The 17,537-nt window shown below is 61.6% G+C and carries 15 protein-coding genes; 4 read left to right on the plus strand and 11 right to left on the minus strand.

What is annotated here, in order from left to right; all coding sequences use genetic code 11:
* Positions 1 to 297: 297 nt before the first annotated feature.
* From rpsJ to rpsL, 5 genes are all read right to left on the minus strand, one after another.
* Positions 298 to 615 (minus strand): 30S ribosomal protein S10, encoded by a 318-nt coding sequence (gene rpsJ / locus F8197_RS18830; protein WP_005663509.1) that lies wholly within the window; start codon positions 613 to 615, stop codon positions 298 to 300.
* Between the two features lie 128 nt (positions 616 to 743).
* The gene (gene tuf, locus F8197_RS18835) at positions 744 to 1,934 is read right to left on the minus strand and encodes an elongation factor Tu (RefSeq protein ID WP_019923500.1); all 1,191 of its coding nucleotides are present in this window, start codon (positions 1,932 to 1,934) and stop codon (positions 744 to 746) included.
* A gap of 68 nt (positions 1,935 to 2,002) precedes the next feature.
* Positions 2,003 to 4,108 (minus strand): elongation factor G, encoded by a 2,106-nt coding sequence (gene fusA, locus F8197_RS18840; protein ID WP_056139735.1) that lies wholly within the window; start codon positions 4,106 to 4,108, stop codon positions 2,003 to 2,005.
* 114 nt (positions 4,109 to 4,222) lie between these two features.
* Positions 4,223 to 4,693 carry a 30S ribosomal protein S7 gene (gene rpsG, locus F8197_RS18845; protein ID WP_008444271.1) on the minus strand — a complete coding sequence of 157 codons (471 nt, stop codon included), beginning with the start codon at positions 4,691 to 4,693 and terminating at the stop codon, positions 4,223 to 4,225.
* A gap of 147 nt (positions 4,694 to 4,840) precedes the next feature.
* Positions 4,841 to 5,221 (minus strand): 30S ribosomal protein S12, encoded by a 381-nt coding sequence (gene rpsL / locus F8197_RS18850; RefSeq protein ID WP_019923502.1) that lies wholly within the window; start codon positions 5,219 to 5,221, stop codon positions 4,841 to 4,843.
* Positions 5,222 to 5,545: 324 nt separating this feature from the next.
* On the opposite strand from rpsL, the gene F8197_RS18855 reads away from it, so the two are divergent.
* Positions 5,546 to 7,240, plus strand: coding sequence for a phosphoethanolamine transferase (locus F8197_RS18855; RefSeq protein ID WP_308937347.1), 1,695 nt, complete (start codon positions 5,546 to 5,548; stop codon positions 7,238 to 7,240).
* Here F8197_RS18855 and F8197_RS18860 read toward each other — a convergent pair.
* The 6 genes from F8197_RS18860 to F8197_RS18885 form a co-directional block, all read right to left on the minus strand.
* A complete protein-coding gene (locus tag F8197_RS18860; RefSeq protein ID WP_152883158.1) occupies positions 7,224 to 8,183 on the minus strand; it encodes a TIGR01777 family oxidoreductase in 960 nt (319 codons plus the stop codon). The two genes, F8197_RS18855 and F8197_RS18860, sit on opposite strands and share 17 nt — an antisense overlap.
* Positions 8,180 to 8,728 (minus strand): GbsR/MarR family transcriptional regulator, encoded by a 549-nt coding sequence (locus F8197_RS18865; protein WP_056139744.1) that lies wholly within the window; start codon positions 8,726 to 8,728, stop codon positions 8,180 to 8,182. The genes F8197_RS18860 and F8197_RS18865 overlap by 4 nt, the downstream gene beginning before the upstream one ends.
* A 43-nt stretch (positions 8,729 to 8,771) precedes the next feature.
* Entirely contained in the window at positions 8,772 to 9,236 is a 465-nt protein-coding gene (locus F8197_RS18870) for a DUF2269 domain-containing protein (RefSeq protein ID WP_152883159.1), read from the minus strand.
* The gene (locus F8197_RS18875; RefSeq protein WP_152883160.1) at positions 9,236 to 10,519 is read right to left on the minus strand and encodes an SDR family oxidoreductase; all 1,284 of its coding nucleotides are present in this window, start codon (positions 10,517 to 10,519) and stop codon (positions 9,236 to 9,238) included. Before F8197_RS18875 ends, F8197_RS18870 begins: the two co-directional genes overlap by 1 nt.
* Before the next feature lie 147 nt (positions 10,520 to 10,666).
* Positions 10,667 to 12,274, minus strand: a complete 1,608-nt coding sequence (locus tag F8197_RS18880) for a methyl-accepting chemotaxis protein (protein WP_152883161.1) — start codon at positions 12,272 to 12,274, stop codon at positions 10,667 to 10,669.
* 119 nt (positions 12,275 to 12,393) lie between these two features.
* Positions 12,394 to 13,974 carry a DNA mismatch repair protein MutS gene (locus F8197_RS18885; protein ID WP_227012317.1) on the minus strand — a complete coding sequence of 527 codons (1,581 nt, stop codon included), beginning with the start codon at positions 13,972 to 13,974 and terminating at the stop codon, positions 12,394 to 12,396.
* Between the two features lie 232 nt (positions 13,975 to 14,206).
* On the opposite strand from F8197_RS18885, the gene F8197_RS18890 reads away from it, so the two are divergent.
* The 3 genes from F8197_RS18890 to F8197_RS18900 are packed head-to-tail and all read left to right on the plus strand — an operon-like array spanning position 14,207 to position 17,531.
* A complete protein-coding gene (locus F8197_RS18890; protein WP_152883162.1) occupies positions 14,207 to 15,475 on the plus strand; it encodes an efflux RND transporter periplasmic adaptor subunit in 1,269 nt (422 codons plus the stop codon).
* Positions 15,476 to 15,497: 22 nt separating this feature from the next.
* Positions 15,498 to 16,205, plus strand: coding sequence for an ABC transporter ATP-binding protein (locus F8197_RS18895; RefSeq protein ID WP_152883163.1), 708 nt, complete (start codon positions 15,498 to 15,500; stop codon positions 16,203 to 16,205).
* Between the two features lie 9 nt (positions 16,206 to 16,214).
* Positions 16,215 to 17,531 (plus strand): ABC transporter permease, encoded by a 1,317-nt coding sequence (locus F8197_RS18900; protein ID WP_152883164.1) that lies wholly within the window; start codon positions 16,215 to 16,217, stop codon positions 17,529 to 17,531.
* Positions 17,532 to 17,537: the final 6 nt, after the last annotated feature.

Below are 17,537 nucleotides of genomic sequence, written 5' to 3' on the forward strand. Positions count from 1 at the left end.
GTTTGTCAGTTTATTTTTTACGACTTATTTTCGGGTAAAACAGGCGGGGCGGTGGTAGCCCCGGGGGGCGCGTTACGGCACGGGCTGCCAAAGTGGCATGCTTGGCGTGTAGATAGCGCTATCAAGAATAGGAGGAAAATAATTTTTAGTCAATTCAAGTCGCACATTGTGCGAAGCAATCTCGACAATGAGGTAAACGCACAACAGTTACTTCAGGTATGGACGAAAAAAAACCGGACGTTGTCGTCCGGTTTTTTGTCAGCTGGCAGCGCTGTGCGCCGCCCGGCTTGACTGCAATTATTGCAGTTTGATTTCGACGTCAACACCAGCTGGCAGGTCCAGCTTCATCAGTGCGTCAACGGTTTTGTCGGTTGGATCGACGATGTCCATCAGGCGCTGGTGGGTACGGATCTCGAACTGGTCGCGCGAGGTTTTGTTGACGTGCGGGGAACGCAGTACGTCAAAACGCTGGATGCGGGTTGGCAGTGGAACTGGGCCTTTGACCACGGCGCCGGTACGCTTGGCGGTGTCAACGATTTCCAGTGCGGACTGGTCGATCAGCTTGTAGTCGAAAGCTTTCAGGCGAATACGGATTTTCTGGTTTGGTGCGGACATGATATTTCCTTGAAAAGAACGAACTGGCGGCTATGTAGTGCCAGCAAATTTAAAAAGAACGAGGTTCTGCAATGAAGCCCGACATGGTATCACACCTTGCCGGGCTTCATTTATTCAGCGCTTAAAAATTAAGCGATGATTTTTGCAACAACGCCGGCGCCGACGGTACGACCGCCTTCACGGATAGCGAAACGCAGACCTTCTTCCATCGCGATCGGGTTGATCAGCTTGACGGTGATCGACACGTTGTCGCCTGGCATAACCATTTCTTTGTCCGCTGGCAGTTCGATCGAACCGGTCACGTCAGTCGTACGGAAGTAGAACTGTGGACGATAGTTGTTGAAGAACGGGGTGTGACGGCCGCCTTCATCTTTCGACAGAACGTAGATCTCGCCGGTGAAGTGGTTGTGCGGCTTGATCGATGCTGGCTTGGCCAGAACCTGACCACGTTGCACGTCTTCACGCTTGGTGCCGCGCAGCAGCAGACCAACGTTGTCGCCAGCTTGACCTTGGTCCAGCAGCTTGCGGAACATTTCCACGCCGGTGCAAGTGGTTTTGACGGTGTCGATAATGCCGACGATTTCGATCTCTTCGCCGACTTTGATCACGCCGCGCTCGATACGACCAGTCACAACGGTACCGCGACCCGAGATCGAGAACACGTCTTCCACTGGCATCAGGAAGGCGCCGTCCACTGCGCGCTCTGGCGTAGGGATGTAGCTGTCCAGTGCATCGGCCAGACGCATGATGGCGTCAACGCCCATCTCGCCTTCTTTGCCTTCCAGCGCCATACGTGCCGAACCTTTGATGATTGGTACGTCGTCGCCTGGGAACTCGTATTTCGACAGCAACTCACGCACTTCCATTTCAACCAGTTCCAGCAGTTCTGCGTCGTCGACCAGGTCGCACTTGTTCAGGAACACGATGATGTATGGAACGCCAACTTGACGGGCCAGCAGGATGTGCTCGCGGGTCTGTGGCATTGGGCCGTCAGCTGCGGAGCAAACCAGGATCGCGCCGTCCATCTGCGCTGCACCGGTAATCATGTTTTTGATGTAGTCGGCGTGGCCTGGGCAGTCAACGTGGGCGTAGTGACGGCCGGCGGTTTCGTACTCAACGTGTGCGGTGTTGATGGTAATACCGCGTGCTTTTTCTTCCGGTGCAGCGTCGATCTGGTCGTAAGCTTTCGCTTCGCCGCCGAATTTCTTCGACAGAACGGTTGCGATTGCAGCGGTCAGGGTGGTTTTGCCGTGGTCGACGTGACCGATGGTGCCTACGTTGACGTGCGGTTTAGTCCGCTCGAACTTTTCTTTTGCCATTTTGAATCATCCTTAAAACATTGTTTGAAATATGCGGCCCGGGATCGACCGGACCGCAATGACACTAATTACTTGGCTTTCGCGGTAACGATCGCGTCGATCACGTGCTTAGGCGCTTCCGAGTAGTGCTTGAATTCCATCGTGTAGGTAGCACGACCTTGCGTTGCGGAACGCAGGGTGGTCGAGTAACCAAACATCTCCGACAGTGGCACTTCGGCTTTGATGATCTTGCCGCCGCCGCCTGGGATTTCGTCCATGCCCTGCACCATACCGCGGCGGGACGACAGGTCGCCCATCACGGTACCGGCGTAGTCTTCCGGCGTTTCCACTTCCACAGCCATCATTGGCTCCAGAATGACTGGCGATGCTTTGCGGCAGCCTTCTTTGAATGCCATCGAAGCGGCCATCTGGAACGCGTTTTCGTTCGAGTCCACATCGTGGTACGAACCGAAGAACAGCGTGACCTTGACGTCCACGACTGGGTAACCAGCCAGCACGCCGGTGTTCAGGGTGCCGCGCACGCCTTTTTCCACCGCAGGGATGTACTCGCGAGGAACGGTGCCGCCTTTGATGGCGTCAACGAACTCGAAGCCCTTGCCTGGTTCTTGCGGTTCGATCTTCAGAACCACGTGACCGTATTGACCACGACCACCGGATTGCTTGACGAACTTGCCTTCCGATTCTTCGCAGGTTTTGCGGATCGTTTCGCGGTAAGCCACTTGTGGCTTGCCAACGGTTGCTTCCACGCCGAATTCGCGCTTCATGCGGTCAACGATAATTTCCAGGTGCAGCTCGCCCATACCACCGATGATGGTCTGGCCCGATTCTTCATCGGTCTTCACGCGGAACGAAGGATCTTCCTGTGCCAGGCGGTTCAGTGCCAAGCCCATTTTTTCCTGGTCGGCCTTGGTTTTTGGCTCGACTGCCTGTTGAATCACAGGCTCAGGGAAGATCATTTTTTCCAGGGTGATGATCGAGGTCGGATCGCACAGGGTTTCGCCCGTGGTCACGTCTTTCAGACCAACCGCAGCGGCGATGTCGCCGGCGCGCACTTCTTTGATCTCTTCGCGCTGATTCGCGTGCATCTGCAGAATACGGCCCAGACGCTCTTTACGACCTTTGACCGAGTTGTACACGGTGTCGCCCGAATTGACGGCGCCCGAGTACACGCGGAAGAAGGCCAGCTGACCGACGAACGGGTCGGTCATGATCTTGAAGGCCAGCGCCGAGAACTTCTCGTCGTCCGCAGGACGGCGGGTGGTTGGCTGGTCGTCTTCATCCGTACCGCCGACGTCGTCGATGTCCAGTGGCGACGGCAGGTATTCGATAACCGCGTCCAACATGGCTTGTACGCCCTTGTTTTTGAAGGCGGTACCGCACATCATTGGAACGATTTCCGAAGCGATGGTACGGGTACGCAGCGCTTGTTTGATCTCGGCTTCGGTCAGGTCGCCTTCTTCCAGGTACTTGTTCATCAGCTCTTCGGTGGCTTCAGCAGCAGCTTCAACCATCTTTTCGCGCCACTCGGCGGCCGAATCAGCCAGCTCTGCAGGAATATCGACGTAGTCGAATTTCATGCCTTGCGAAGCTTCGTCCCACAGGATTGCTTTCATCTTGACCAGATCGATCACGCCTTTGAAGTTGTCTTCAGCGCCGATAGGGATCTGGATCAGGACCGGGTTGGCCTTCAGGCGAGCGCGCATCTGCTCGTAGACCTTGAAGAAGTTGGCGCCGGTACGGTCCATCTTGTTGACGAAGGCCAGACGTGGCACTTTGTACTTGTTAGCCTGACGCCATACGGTTTCCGACTGTGGCTGAACACCGCCCACTGCGCAGTAAACCATGCAAGCACCGTCGAGTACGCGCATCGAGCGTTCAACTTCAATGGTGAAGTCAACGTGGCCCGGGGTGTCGATGATGTTGATGTGGTGCTCAGGGAAGTTGTTGGCCATACCTTTCCAGAAGCAGGTCGTCGCTGCCGAGGTAATGGTAATGCCGCGCTCTTGTTCCTGCTCCATCCAGTCCATGGTGGCGGCGCCATCGTGAACTTCACCGATCTTGTGGTTCACGCCCGTGTAGAACAGGACGCGCTCGGTGGTAGTGGTCTTACCTGCATCGATGTGAGCGGAGATACCGATGTTGCGGTAGCGCTCGATGGGGGTCTTGCGGGCCATAATTAATCCTAAATCTTTTAATGGACAAAACCGAGCAGCATTTTTTGTGAAAAAAATGAGCCCGGCCTCGAACAACAGATAACAACCAGACCACAGTGGCCCGGTCGATTTTTATTAGAAGCGGAAGTGCGAGAACGCCTTGTTCGCTTCTGCCATACGGTGCACTTCATCACGCTTTTTCATCGCACCGCCGCGGCCTTCAGCCGCTTCCATCAGCTCACCGCCGAGGCGTTGTGGCATGGATTTTTCGCTGCGTTTGTTTGCAGCTTCACGCAGCCAACGCATCGACAGCGCCATACGGCGTACTGGGCGTACTTCAACCGGCACCTGGTAGTTTGCACCACCGACGCGACGGGATTTTACTTCAACCAGTGGCTTGGCGTTGTTGATCGCGGTTGCGAACACTTCCAGCGGGTCTTTACCCGACTTGGCGGCGATGTGCTCGAAGGCACCGTAGATGATGTTTTCTGCGACCGATTTTTTACCGGACAGCATCAGAACGTTCACGAATTTGGCGACATCCGTGTTACCGAATTTAGGATCCGGCAGGATTTCGCGCTTGGGTACTTCACGACGACGTGGCATATCAATTCCTTTCAATCTTCAGTTGAGGTGCGCGATATGGGTTCGCACTCTCGCGGAGGGTCATCATAACCATCCACTTACTCGACCATTTCCGGTCGATTACATTCACTTAGCTAGTTGCCACTGAGCGAAAACTTTTAATGCAGATTACTTCTTGGCTTTAGCGCGCTTGGTACCGTATTTCGAGCGAGCTTGCTTACGGTCTTTAACGCCCTGGGTATCCAGTGCACCGCGAACCATGTGGTAACGCACACCTGGCAAGTCTTTTACACGACCGCCGCGCAGCAGAACAACGCTGTGCTCTTGCAGGTTGTGGCCTTCACCGCCGATGTACGAAATGACTTCGAAACCGTTGGTCAGACGCACTTTGGCGACTTTACGCAAAGCCGAGTTAGGCTTCTTAGGAGTGGTGGTGTACACACGGGTGCAAACACCGCGCTTTTGCGGGCTGTTTTCCAGCGCCGGCGATTTGCTTTTCACGGTCAGGGCGACGCGTGGATTGCGAATCAGTTGATTGATGGTTGGCATCGTTCTAAACCCAACTTAATAACAACGTGGACAACCCGGACGAAGTGTCCGGGGACGAATCTCAGTCTCGATTTACCGGGCATCGGAGGCGCACACAGCCAGTCTCTGGGACCAGCCGAAAACAGCGTATACGATGCGCAGACTAAATGGAGAACTCGCGAGTGTAGGGCAATTGACCTGAACAGTCAACATAAAGCGCAGAAAGATGTGGTAGCGCGAACGCGCAGATTGACTTGCGGGCGGCCGCAAAAGCCGCCCGCGACGGCCGGAAACGCCTGATAATAGCGGACTTTCCAATTTATAGCTGCATCCATGCGATCCCTGTTGCGACTCCCTCCCCTGTTCGTGCTGGGCAGCTACCTGCTGCTGTCGCTGGTGCCGTGCGTGCCCTTGCTGCTGGGCCGGCCCGCGCCCGGGCTGGGCGCCATCCTCGGCCTCGAGGCGCTGCTGTGGATCGCGGTCTGGGGCGTGTTCCAGCGCCCCACCTGGTTCCACTGGCTGCTGCTGCCCGCCCTGCTCGGTCTGCCCACCGAGCTGTACCTGTTCCTGTATTACGGCCAGGGCATTTCCACCCACCACCTCGGCATCATCGCCGAGAGCAGCCCGGTGGAAGCGATGGAATTCCTCGGCAACAAGATCTGGCTGATGGCGGCCGTGTTGATTGCCGTGCTGGCCTGGTGGGTAGCCGTGTTCATGGCCGCGCGCCGCAGTCCGGAACTGGTCTGGCGCGGCAAGACCCGCTGGCTGGCAGTGCCGGCGCTTGCCGCCCTGGCCGTGCTGGGCTGGCCCACGCCGACGCCGGTGTTCCAGCAGGCGCCATTCACTTTTAATAACTTTGCCAATTCCTGGCCATTCGGCCTGACCGCGCGCGGCGTCGATTTTTACAACGAGCGCCGCTACCTGGCCGAACTGGGCAAGCGCAGCAGCAACTTCACGTTCAAGGCCCGCCAGGCCGCACCCGATGGCGAGCCGGAGGTGGTGATCATGGTGCTCGGCGAATCGTCGCGCTACGACCGCTGGAGCATCAACGGCTACGCGCGCACAACCACCCCGCTGCTGGCGGAAGAGCCCAACCTGGTGTCGCTCACCAATATGATCACGGCGGTTTCGGCCACGCGGCTGTCGGTGCCGGTGATCATTTCGCGCAAACCGGCGATGCAGAGCCTGAAAGCGGGGTTTTCGGAAAAATCGTTCCTCACCGCTTATAAGGAGGCGGGCTTCAAAACCTGGTGGTTGTCGAACCAGATCTCGTTTGGCGAGTTCGATACGCCGGTCTCGGTGTTCGCCAAGGAAGCGGACGTGATCCAGTTCATGAACCTGGGCAGTTTCAATAACCGCTCCAACTTCGACCAGATCTTGCTGGGACCGCTGCAACAGGCAATGCACGACCCGGCGCCGAAAAAACTGATCGTGCTGCACACGCTGGGCAACCACTGGAACTACAGCCAGCGCTACCCGCAGGAATTCGACAAGTGGCAGCCGTCGCTGTTTGGCGTGGACAAGCCGGAACACACCGACGTCAAGATCAAGGTAGAACTGAACAACAGCTACGACAACTCGATCCTGTACACCGACTGGTTCCTGGCCCAGGTGATCGGCCAGCTCAAGCAAAGCGGCCAGCGTACCTCGATGCTGTACGTGGCCGACCACGGCCAGGTCTTATATGACGGCAGTTGCGGCATCGCCTTCCACGGCCACAACACGCAATACGATTTTCATGTGCCGGCGCTGGTGTGGTATTCCGACCAGTACCAGTCGCACTACCCGGACAAAATCAGGCAATTGAAGCGCCTGCGCAAGGCCAGGCTGGCAACCGAAAACGTGTTCCACAGCCTGCTCGACCTCGGCGACATCACCTACGACGACCAGCGCCTCGAGTGGAGTTTTTTAAATAAACAGTTCAAGCCCCACAAGCGCTACGTGGATAGCTACGGCTGGACCAACTACGACAACGCCACTTTTAAAGGCGACTGCCGCGAGGTGATCGACAAGGGCACGCCGCTCAAGCGAGAGAAGTAAGCGCCGGCGCCAGTTGCGGGTAGCGGAATGTGAAGCCCGTCTTCAGCAGATGCTGCGGTTCCACCCGCTGTCCCTCCAGCAGCAAGTCGGCCTGCTCGCCCAGCGCCAGGCGCATCGGCCAGCCCGGCGTCGGAAAACCGTACGGGCGGTGCAGCACCTTGGCCGCCACCCGGCTGAACTGCGCCTGCGTCAGGCTCTCGGGCGCGGTGAAGTTGTAGCTGCCGCCCTCTTTCGTACGGCACAGGTGCGCCATGCCGGCGATCACATCGTCGACATGAATCCACGACTGCCACTGCCGTCCACCGCCGAGCGGCCCGCCCAGCCCCAACCTGATCGGCAACAGCAGCATCGGCAGCGCACCCTGGCGCCCCAGCACCAGGCCAAACCGCATGCACGCCACCGTCACGCCGTGGGCGGTGGCGCGCTGCGCCGCCTCTTCCCATTCGCGGCACAGGTCGGACATGAACACCGGCTGCGGCGGCGCCGATTCGGTCAGTACCGTATCATCCCCCTGCGGCTGCACGCCGTAGTAGCCAATGGCCGAACCCGAGAGCATCAGCGCCGGCTTGTGCTCGGCCTGCGCGATCCAGTCCACCACCCTGGCCGTCAGCGCCACCCGACTCCGGCGCAAGGCTGCACGCCGCGCCGCGGTCCAGCGCCAACCGAGGATGCGCGCACCGGCCAGGTTGATAACCACGTCAATGCGGCGCGAGGGTGGCAGTTGGTCCATGCCGCCGACGCATTCGACGCGGCCCAGGCGCTCGTCGAACAACGACGTTGCCTTGGCCGGATCGCGCGTGAGCACCGTGACCTGCTGGCCGTCGCGCAACAGCGCACGTACCAGTTGCTGGCCGATGAAGCCGGTGGCGCCGGTGATGAGGAAGCTGCGCTTGTCGTTGCCGAACACCGGCGTTGCCGATTGCTCTTGGGTTGAATTGTTCATGATCGTCCTTTATCGTTGCCAACCTTGCCCATCAGCTTTGCCATCTTGCCGCCCACGGTCAACATGCGTTGCAGCGTGGCCGGAGGCAGGTGCTTGGTGTCGCCGTAGGCGGTGGTCAGCATTTCCATGAAGGCCAGCACCTGGTCCATCTTGATCTTGGTGGCCTCTTCCAGCGCGGGGTCGCTCTCGGCTTCCTGCGCGCACTCGCGCAAAACTGTGAGCGTGGGATCGATCTCGCGCTTCTTGCGTTCTTCGACGATGACGCGGAAGATTTCCCACACGTCCTGCAATGCCAGGAAATGGTCGCGGCGGTCGCCGGCCAGGTGGGTCACGCGCACCAGGCCCCAGCTCTGCAATTCCTTGAGGCTGTTGCTCACGTTGGAGCGGGCCACGGTAAGGGTCTCGGCGATTTCCTCGGCATGCAGCGGGCGGTTGACCAGGAACAGCAGCGCATGGATCTGCGCCACCGTGCGGTTGACGCCCCAGCGGGTGCCCATCTCGCCCCAGTGCAAGATGTATTTCTGGATAGTTGGTGCGAGGGTCATACGGCGTCCTTTCTGTGATTGTTATTGGCGAATTGTTATTGGTTTATATGGGCTTGTGCACCATCAGCCAGTACACGACCATCAGCGCGCCAAAGGCGGGAAAGCCGAGCGCGGTCCAGATTTTTTCGTAGCGCCAGTAGCGGGCCGGCAGCGGCAGCAGGTTGCGCGCCGCGTCCCCCGCCATGTCGCGCATGCGCAATTGCAGCCATACCACCGGCAACCAGCACAGGCCGGCCAGCACGTACAAGGCGATCGACCACATGATCCAGCGCGAATGCATCGGGTAACCAGCCAGGTGGATCATCCAGAAACCGGACAGCGGCTGGATGATCACGGCCGGCGTGGTGAACCACCAGTCGGCGCGGGCGACGAGCCGGGTGACCACGGCCATCGCCTGCACATTGCCGCTGCGGTTCACGAAAAACATGTAGAAGGCGGTGCCGAAGCCGGTACCCACCATCAGGGTGGCCGACAGGATGTGCAGCACTTTGACGGCAAAATATTCCATTATTTTTCTCCTTGATGGTGACGGGGACTGGCGCGCCACATCAGCAACATCAGCGCCAGCACGGGCAGGTTCTTGGTCAACGGTCCGAACGGATGCAGCCAGAAACCGGGCAGGAATGCGCTGAGCATGGCGGTGTAACCGCCCACCAGCACCAGCTGTGCCGCCCACAGCCAGCGGCGCGGCCGCAACAGCAGCAGCACGCCGATGGCGGCGTCGGTCACGCTGGCCGCCAGCAGCACCGGTTCTTGCCATGCGGGCGGCACGCCGCAGGCGGCCAGCCAGGCACGGCTCTCGGCGTGGGGCCAGGCAAACCACGATACATACGCCGTAATCAGCCACATCAGCGCGATTGCCACCGTCACCACAGACGCGCCCCACGACCAGGCGGCCGTCACACGCTGCGCCGGCCCGGCAAAGGTGACGGGGTCGCGCAGCGGCCGGCCCAGCACGGCTTGTGCCGGCGCTGCGTCGGCGGTATTGGAACCGTCCGCACTGCGCTCGAGCATCAGGAGCGACTCGGGCGTAAAGGCGGACGATGGCGCCAGCGCGGCCAAGTGCGCGGCCACGCGCGCTACCGGTGCCGGCAGCGACAGCACCAGGGCGGCAGGCGCCTGCATGCCGCGCCGCAGATCGGCCAGGTAGCCGGCCATGGTCATGGCGCGCGGGCCGACCACGGCCAGTTCGCGCGGCAGCGTGGCTTGCGTGGTCAGCAATCGCACAACCACATCGGCCAGGTCTGCAACGTGTATCGGCTGCACCAGTGCCCGGTGGGCAGCAGGCAGCATCAGGACCGGCAACGTGGCCAGCATGCGGAACAGCACGCTGCTGGCGCCGTCGTCACCATAGACCAGCGACGGCCGGATGACGGTGGCATCCATCCGGCGGCCAAGCAGGTCAACCTCGGCCGCGCCCTTGCTGCGCCAGTAGCCGGTGGTGGCCTGCGGGTGGCTGCCCAGCGCGGAGACCTGCACCACGCGCAGCCCCAACTGTTCGCAGGCGGCAAACAGCGCTACCGGCGCGGCGCGGTGCAGGCGGTCGAAGTCGCCTGCGCGCGCTTCACGGATGATGCCCACGGCGTTGACCACGGCATCGAACCCTTGCAGCAGCGGCAGCCATTGCTGGGCGGCGGTCAGGCTGCCGAAGTCGAGCTCGATCCAGTGATGGGCCGCCGCGCCGGTCGGGCGGCGACGGCTGGCGCCGTCAGCGTCCACCCCTGCCGCGCGCAACGCCTGCAACACGTGGGCGCCGACCAGTCCCGTGGCGCCGATCACCAGTACCCGCATATCGCCTCCGTCAGTTATTTCTGTAAAAACAGAAATCGATGGGTAAAAATTTGACCGACGAATCGGCCAAGAGCTTATGACAGGGAATCCTGAATTTCTGTCATTACAGAAATAATAGAATTCCCTCTCAGCGATGTCAAGCGAATATCACGTCAGCGCCAGGTTACGGCTCATTGACCGGCCAGGACGGCCAGCGGTGCCACCGGCATCGATCTTGAAGATGCTCACCGTCTGCGCCAGCTCGGTGGCCTGGTCTTGCAGCGACTGGGTGGCGGCAGCGGCCTCTTCCACCAGCGCGGCATTTTGCTGGGTGACCTGGTCCATCTGGGCGATGGCCTGGTTGACCTGGTCGATGCCCTCGCTCTGCTCGCGGCTGGCGGTAGCGATTTCACCAACGATCTGCGTGACCTGGTGGACGTTATCGACCAGCGTGTTCATGGTGGTGCCGGCTTTTTCCACCAGGTCGGTGCCGAGCTGGATTTTTTGTACCGAGGCGTCGATCAGCACCTTGATTTCCTTGGCGGCCGATGCCGAGCGCTGCGCCAGGTTGCGCACTTCCGACGCCACCACCGCAAAGCCGCGGCCCTGCTCGCCGGCGCGTGCTGCTTCCACCGCCGCGTTCAGGGCCAGGATATTGGTCTGGAACGCAATGCCGTCGATCACGCCGGTGATATCGACGATCTTGCGCGACGCTTCGTTGATGTCGTTCATGGTGGACACCACCTGCTGCATCACCTCGCCGCCATGGGCGGCCGTGCTCGACGCGCCTTCCACCAGGCCGCGCGCGTGCTGGGCGTTTTCCGAATTCTGCTTGACGGTGCTGGTCAATTCCTCGATCGAAGCGGCGGTTTCCTCCAGCGAGCTGGCCTGGGTCTCGGTGCGCGACGACAGTTCCATGTTGCCGGAAGCGAGTTCGCGCGAGCCGCGGTCGATCATCTCGGCGCCGCCGCGCACGCGCGACACGGTGCTCAGCAAATCGGTCTGCATGCGGGCGATCGCCTGCAGCAGGCGCTTGACTTCGTTCTCGCCCGGCTCGTCGATATGGGCGGTCAGGTCGCCATGGGCCACCTGGTCGAGCAATACCACGGCGCGTTCGAGCGGATTCAGCACCACCGATTTCAGCAGCAGGTGCACGCCCACCACCAGCACCAGCGCGCCCAGCAGACCAAAACCCACCAGCCATTTCACCAGCGTGTAGGCGCTTTGGCGCTCATCCATCAGCGCGGTCATCTGCTCGTCGCTGAGCTTCTGGTACTTTTCCAGCTGGGCCGAGAAGGTCGCGCCGGTAGGCGTCAGTTCCTTGAAGTTAATGGCGACATAAGCGTCGGAATCGCCCTTGGCCAGCGCGGTGGCAGCGCGGTCGAGCACCGCCGACTGCGCGCGGCCGGCCTCGACCAGCGATTTCTTCAACGCCGCATCCTCGCCAGGATAGGCGGCGGCTTTTTCATACTTGGCGATGTAGTCGAGTCCGCGCAGATAGGTCTTTTTGGCGGCAGCCTGCGCCGCTTCCAGGTCGGCCGGCGCGCCGCCATCCTTGACGATGGTATGGACGCGCGTCAGGGCCGAGCGGGTGCGGGTGGTGTCCTTGTAGGCATCGTTGATGGCGATGACCTGCATGCTGGTCTGGTACATGGTGGACATTGCCTGGTTAGCCTGGCCCAGGGCATGGACGCCGAGACCGGCGCCCGCCAGCAGCATCGCAGTAAATACCAGCAAAACGCCCAGCAAACTGGCGCGTACGGTCACGTTATTCATTGCATCTCCTGCATTCTTATCAATTTAGAATTGCCTCTTGGCAATACTGTGAAGCCCGAATATACCAAGGAATTGACATTTAGTGGCTGAAATCGGCTCACGCAAAGGCCTGACCGTGGCTATTCCAGCACAGACTCGCACGCCTGCGGGTAGGCCAGGTAGTAGGCGGCCAGCTGGTCATGGACACGGCCGGCCTTGGCCGCGAGCACGCCATCAACATCGACCGTCGCCAGCAGGGAAATACCATTGGTTTCCTTGAGCACGCCCGGTTCGACCTGCAGGCGGCCGTCCACGCGCGCCACGCACAGCGGCGCCAGCCGCCGCGCCAACAACGGCGCCAGGATCAGATTGTGCGACGACACCAGCACGCAGCCGGATTCGGCCAGCGTATCGAGCACCGCTGCCGAGCCGGAGACCGATTCCAGCTGGTTGGTGCCGCGGAAGATTTCATCGATGAGAAAGATGGCCGGCCCGCGCCGCGCCAGCGCCAGCAGTTCGCCGGCCCGCCGCACTTCGGCCATGTACAGGCTTTCGCCGCCTTCGAGCGTATCCTCGTTCTGCATGCTCGCGTACACGGGCAAGTCGGGCGTGACGGCAGCGTCGGCATAGCAAAAACCGAACCCGCGCGCCGTGGCCAGGTTCAGGCCCACGGTGCGCAGCAAGGTGCTCTTGCCGATGCCGTTCTGGCCCGAGATGAAGGCGCCCCGGCCGTCGTCGCCCACCCGCAGCGACAGCGGCGCCGGCACCTCAATCAACGGATGCACGGCCTGCTCGAACGCAAAGCGGGCGGTATTCCCTGCCACGCCGGCAGCCCAGCAGTAGCGCGGCGTGCGCACCAGGTGCCGCGCCAGCGCCAGGTCCGCCTCGACCGTGGCCACGCGCACAAAGCTTGAACGCAGCAACGGCAGGTGGGCGGTCACTACCGCCCGGCTGGCGAAGTAGTGGCGTATATTGCGCAGCAGGACCCAGTCACCATATTCCTGCAAGCCGGGCACAAAGCTCAACGACAGCTGCCACAGGCGGCGATTGAGCCGGGCGGCAGCAACGGCGTCGGGCCGCAAGGGCGCCGCCACCGCATCGCCGAGGCCAGCGAGTAATGCATGGGTACGCAGCATGTGGCCGATGGCATCGAGCTGCAATTGCCAGTTGGCGGCGACGTACTGCAAGCGCATCTGGATCGCCATCAGCAGCAGCCACAGCGCGGCGGCCACGCCCCACCATGGCAACGCCCCCGTCACCAGCGCCAGCACGACTGCGACCATGAATCCCAACGGCAGCGCGCCCAGCCACCGCGCCCAGCGCGGCGTTGGCGCCAGCGGCGGACCGAACAGGGTTTCGCTCACTTCGCTTTCGGCCCTGCGCAGACCCTCGCACGCCGCCTGCACGCGCTCACGCGCGGCGTCATCGGCCACCAGCGCGCGCACGTGTTGCGTGCGCGCGGAAGTATCGATGGCACAGGGCGCTTGCAAGCGCCGGTACAGTTCCTGCTGGCCGAAAATACTGGTCTGCGGCGCCAGGCAGGCGCTGTACTGCGGCAACATCAAATCATCCCAGGTCTGGACATCGAGCGCGTCTGCCTCGCCGTGCACCAGGCGCTGATACTTCGCCACCTTGCTGGCGGCGAATGGAAGGTCGGTGACCGGCGCCAGCGCGGGAAGCGCCAGATTGATCAAGCTGGTAAGACGGGCGAACAGCGGCATGGGGTGCTCAAAAGTTTCGAATGAGCATCAAGTGGGCTTGGTTGCCAGATTATCAAGGCGGCGCTGAAAATTCTGTCTCTCACCACAGGCCGGGTGGCCGGACACCAGCTGCGGACACCTCCGGACACTCGCGGACACCGGACACCTCCATGGCAAACCCCATGAAATCAAATACTTAGCATCTGGCACGGATACTGCATAGCAGGGCTTACTGAATTTTTAAGCAACCGCCATGATCCGAGACACTTCGCAGCAGGACGCCGTCATCACCGCCCCCAAGGGCCAGCACACCAGGCGCCGCCTGGCCATCGCCGCCGGCCTCGCCGTGCTGCTGGCGGCCGGCTATTACCTGGTTCACACCTGGCGCGACACCGACCACTCGGTCTCGAGCGCGCGCCTGCGCATCGCCGAAGTGGGCCGGGGTACGCTGGTGCGCGACGCTGCCGTCAATGGCCGCATCGTCGCCGCCGTCAGTCCCACCCTGTACGCCACCTCGGCCGCCACCGTCACCCTCAAGGTGGCTGCCGGCGACACCGTCAAAAAGAACGATGTGCTGGCCGTGCTCGAATCGCCGGACCTGGCCGACTCGCTCAAACGCGAACAATCGGCCTACGCCCAGATCGAGGCCGACGTGGCGCGCCAGCGCATCCTGGCGCGCAAGCAGCAATTGCTGGCGCGGCGCGATGCCGACACCGCCGAGATCGACCGCCTGTCCGCGCAGCGCACGCTCGAGCGCTACGACGCCGTGGCCAACGACGGCATCGTCGCCAAGATCGATTACCAGAAGGCGAAAGACGCGCTCAACTCGGCGCAGATCCGCGCCCGCCACGCCGGCCAGGCCGCCGAACTCGAAGGCGACAACGTGGCGCTGGAACTGCAATCGAAAATCAAGCAGCTGGAACAGCAGCGCATGATCCTGTCCAACGCCCAGCGCCGGGTGGATGAGCTGACCGTGCGCGCGCCGGTCGATGGTTTCATCGGCACGCTGTCGGTGGCCAACCGCAGCGTGGTGCCGCTCAACACGCCGTTGATGACGCTGGTCGATCTGTCGCAGCTGGAAGTGGAACTGGAAGTGCCGGAAACCTATGTGGCCGATATGGGCCTGGGCATGCGCGCCGAGATCAACTACGGCACCGGCAACGCCAGCGGCAAGCTCTCGGCGCTGTCGCCCGAGGTGGTCAAGAACCAGGTGCTGGCGCGGGTGCGCTTCGACGGCCAGCAACCGGCCGGCCTGCGCCAGAACCAGCGCGTGACCGCGCGCCTCTTGATCGACGAAAAACCCAACGCGCTGATCGTGCAGCGCGGCCCGTTCGTGGAATCCGAAGGCGGCCGCTACGCTTATGTGGTGCGCGACGGCGTGGCCATCCGCACCCCGATCCGCCTGGGCGCCACCAGCGTCACGGCAGTGGAAATTCTCGACGGCCTGAAACAGGGCGACAAGATCGTCATTGCCGGCAGCGAAACGTTCGAGAACGCCGCCCGCGTCTCCATCAACAACTAATTCATCCATCGAAAGGCCTACCATGCTGCGCATGCATAACCTGAGCAAAGTCTACCGCACCCACATGATCGAAACCCACGCGCTGCGCGGCTTCGAGATCAATGTCGAACAGGGGGAGTTCGTCACCGTCACCGGCCCGTCCGGCTCCGGCAAAACCAGTTTCCTCAACATCGCCGGCCTGCTCGAGGAATTTACCGACGGCGAATACATCCTCGACGGCGTCAACGTCAAAGGCATGGACGACAGCGCCCGCTCGCGCCTGCGCAACGAAAAGCTCGGCTTCATCTTCCAGGGTTTTAATTTGATCCCCGACCTGTCGCTGTTCGACAACGTCGATGTGCCGCTGCGCTACCGTGGTTTCAACCGCGCCGAACGCCGCGAGCGCATCGAAGACGCGCTGGCCAAGGTGGGCCTGGCCTCGCGCATGAAGCACTACCCGGCAGAACTGTCGGGTGGCCAGCAGCAGCGGGTGGCGATCGCCCGCGCACTGGCCGGCTCGCCCAAGCTGCTGCTGGCCGACGAACCGACCGGCAACCTCGACACGCAAATGGCGCGCGGCGTGATGGAACTGCTCGAAGAAATCAATGCCCAGGGCACCACCATCCTGATGGTCACCCACGATCCCGAACTGGCCGAACGCACCCGGCGCAACGTCCACATCATCGACGGCCAGGTCTCGGACCTGGTGCGCAAGGGTCCGTCCTTGTATGACACCAGCCACGTGGCTTGAGGAGATCCCATGTTCCAGTATTACTTCCTGCTCGGCCTGCGCAGCCTGCGCCGCAACCCGGCACTGACCGCGCTGATGGTGCTCACCCTGGCGGTGGGCGTGGCCGCCAGTATTTCCACGCTGACCATCCTGCACGTGATGTCGGGCGACCCGATTCCGGCCAAGAGCGACCGCCTGTTCGCACCCACCTTCGACAATGGCCCGCTGAGCAACTACCAGCCGGGCGAGGAACTCGAAGATGAGCAACTGAGTTACCGCGACGCCGTCAACCTGCTGGCCAGCAGCGCCGGCGTGCGCCGCACCGCGATGTACGGCATCGGCGCGCCGATCGAGGCGGAGCGCAAGGACCTGGGCGTATTCGGCGCGCGCGGCGAAGCTGTCACCAGCGACTTTTTCGCCATGTTCGACGCACCGTTTCGCGTGGGCCAGGGCTGGAGCCCGGCCGACGACAAGGCCGGCGCCTCGGTCATCGTGCTCAGCCGTGCATTGTCCGAAAAACTGTACGGCGACGCCAACCCGATTGGCCGCCGCATCACGTTTTCCGGCAATGCCTACCAGGTCATCGGCGTGCTGGAAACCTGGAAAGTGGTGCCGCGTTTCCACCACATCATCGGCTCCATCGACGGCGCCTTCGACGAGGAAGACCAGTTTTACGTGCCGCTGTCGACGGCCGTGCAACGCCAGATCGGGCGCAACGGCAACATGAGTTGTACCACCGATCCCGGCGCCGGCTTCCAGGCAGTACTCGATTCGGAATGTACCTGGCTGCACTTCTGGTTCGAAACCGCAACCGGCGCCGACCGCGCTGCACTACAGGATTTCGTCAACAGCTACGCTGCCGAGCAGCGCAAGCTGGGCCGCATGCAGCGCAATGCGCCCAACAAGCTGTACAACGTCAAGGAGTGGCTGGAGCACCAGAAAGTGGTGGGCAACGACAATAAATTGTCGGCCTGGCTGGCGTTCGGTTTCCTGCTGCTGTGCCTGGTCAACACGGTGGGGCTGCTGCTGGCCAAGTTTTCGGTGCGGGCCGCCGAGGTGGGTATCCGCCGCGCGCTGGGCGCCTCGCGGCGCGACATCTTCCGCCAGTTCCTGATCGAGTCCACCGTGATCGGCCTCGCGGGCGGCCTGCTGGGCCTGCTGCTGGCCTTCGGCGCGCTGGCGCTGATCGCCATGCAATCAAAAGCCCTGACGGTCGTCGCCCAGATGGACTGGATCATGTTGCTCAGTACCTTCTGCCTGGCCGTAGCCGCCGCCATTCTGGCAGGCCTGCTGCCAACCTGGCGCGCCTGCCAGGTCACGCCGGCCCTGCAACTCAAATCACAATAAAGGACT

Origin of the sequence: Duganella sp. FT27W, assembly GCF_009295655.1 — a bacterium.
GTDB classification, from domain to species: domain Bacteria; phylum Pseudomonadota; class Gammaproteobacteria; order Burkholderiales; family Burkholderiaceae_D; genus Rugamonas; species Rugamonas zoogloeoides.

What these genes read in the sequence shown, in the direction of transcription:
- rpsJ (WP_005663509.1), bottom strand. Translation starts at nt 615, where the DNA reads ATGTCCGCACCAAACCAGAAAATCCGTATTCGCCTGAAAGCTTTCGAC.
- F8197_RS18865 (WP_056139744.1), bottom strand. Translation starts at nt 8,728, where the DNA reads ATGACCCTCGCACCAACTATCCAGAAATACATCTTGCACTGGGGCGAG.
- F8197_RS18875 (WP_152883160.1), bottom strand. Translation starts at nt 10,519, where the DNA reads ATGCGGGTACTGGTGATCGGCGCCACGGGACTGGTCGGCGCCCACGTG.
- F8197_RS18870 (WP_152883159.1), bottom strand. Translation starts at nt 9,236, where the DNA reads ATGGAATATTTTGCCGTCAAAGTGCTGCACATCCTGTCGGCCACCCTG.
- F8197_RS18880 (WP_152883161.1), bottom strand. Translation starts at nt 12,274, where the DNA reads ATGAATAACGTGACCGTACGCGCCAGTTTGCTGGGCGTTTTGCTGGTA.
- F8197_RS18860 (WP_152883158.1), bottom strand. Translation starts at nt 8,183, where the DNA reads ATGAACAATTCAACCCAAGAGCAATCGGCAACGCCGGTGTTCGGCAAC.
- F8197_RS18890 (WP_152883162.1), top strand. Translation starts at nt 14,207, where the DNA reads ATGATCCGAGACACTTCGCAGCAGGACGCCGTCATCACCGCCCCCAAG.
- F8197_RS18885 (WP_227012317.1), bottom strand. Translation starts at nt 13,974, where the DNA reads ATGCCGCTGTTCGCCCGTCTTACCAGCTTGATCAATCTGGCGCTTCCC.
- rpsL (WP_019923502.1), bottom strand. Translation starts at nt 5,221, where the DNA reads ATGCCAACCATCAATCAACTGATTCGCAATCCACGCGTCGCCCTGACC.
- tuf (WP_019923500.1), bottom strand. Translation starts at nt 1,934, where the DNA reads ATGGCAAAAGAAAAGTTCGAGCGGACTAAACCGCACGTCAACGTAGGC.
- rpsG (WP_008444271.1), bottom strand. Translation starts at nt 4,693, where the DNA reads ATGCCACGTCGTCGTGAAGTACCCAAGCGCGAAATCCTGCCGGATCCT.
- F8197_RS18900 (WP_152883164.1), top strand. Translation starts at nt 16,215, where the DNA reads ATGTTCCAGTATTACTTCCTGCTCGGCCTGCGCAGCCTGCGCCGCAAC.
- fusA (WP_056139735.1), bottom strand. Translation starts at nt 4,108, where the DNA reads ATGGCCCGCAAGACCCCCATCGAGCGCTACCGCAACATCGGTATCTCC.
- F8197_RS18895 (WP_152883163.1), top strand. Translation starts at nt 15,498, where the DNA reads ATGCTGCGCATGCATAACCTGAGCAAAGTCTACCGCACCCACATGATC.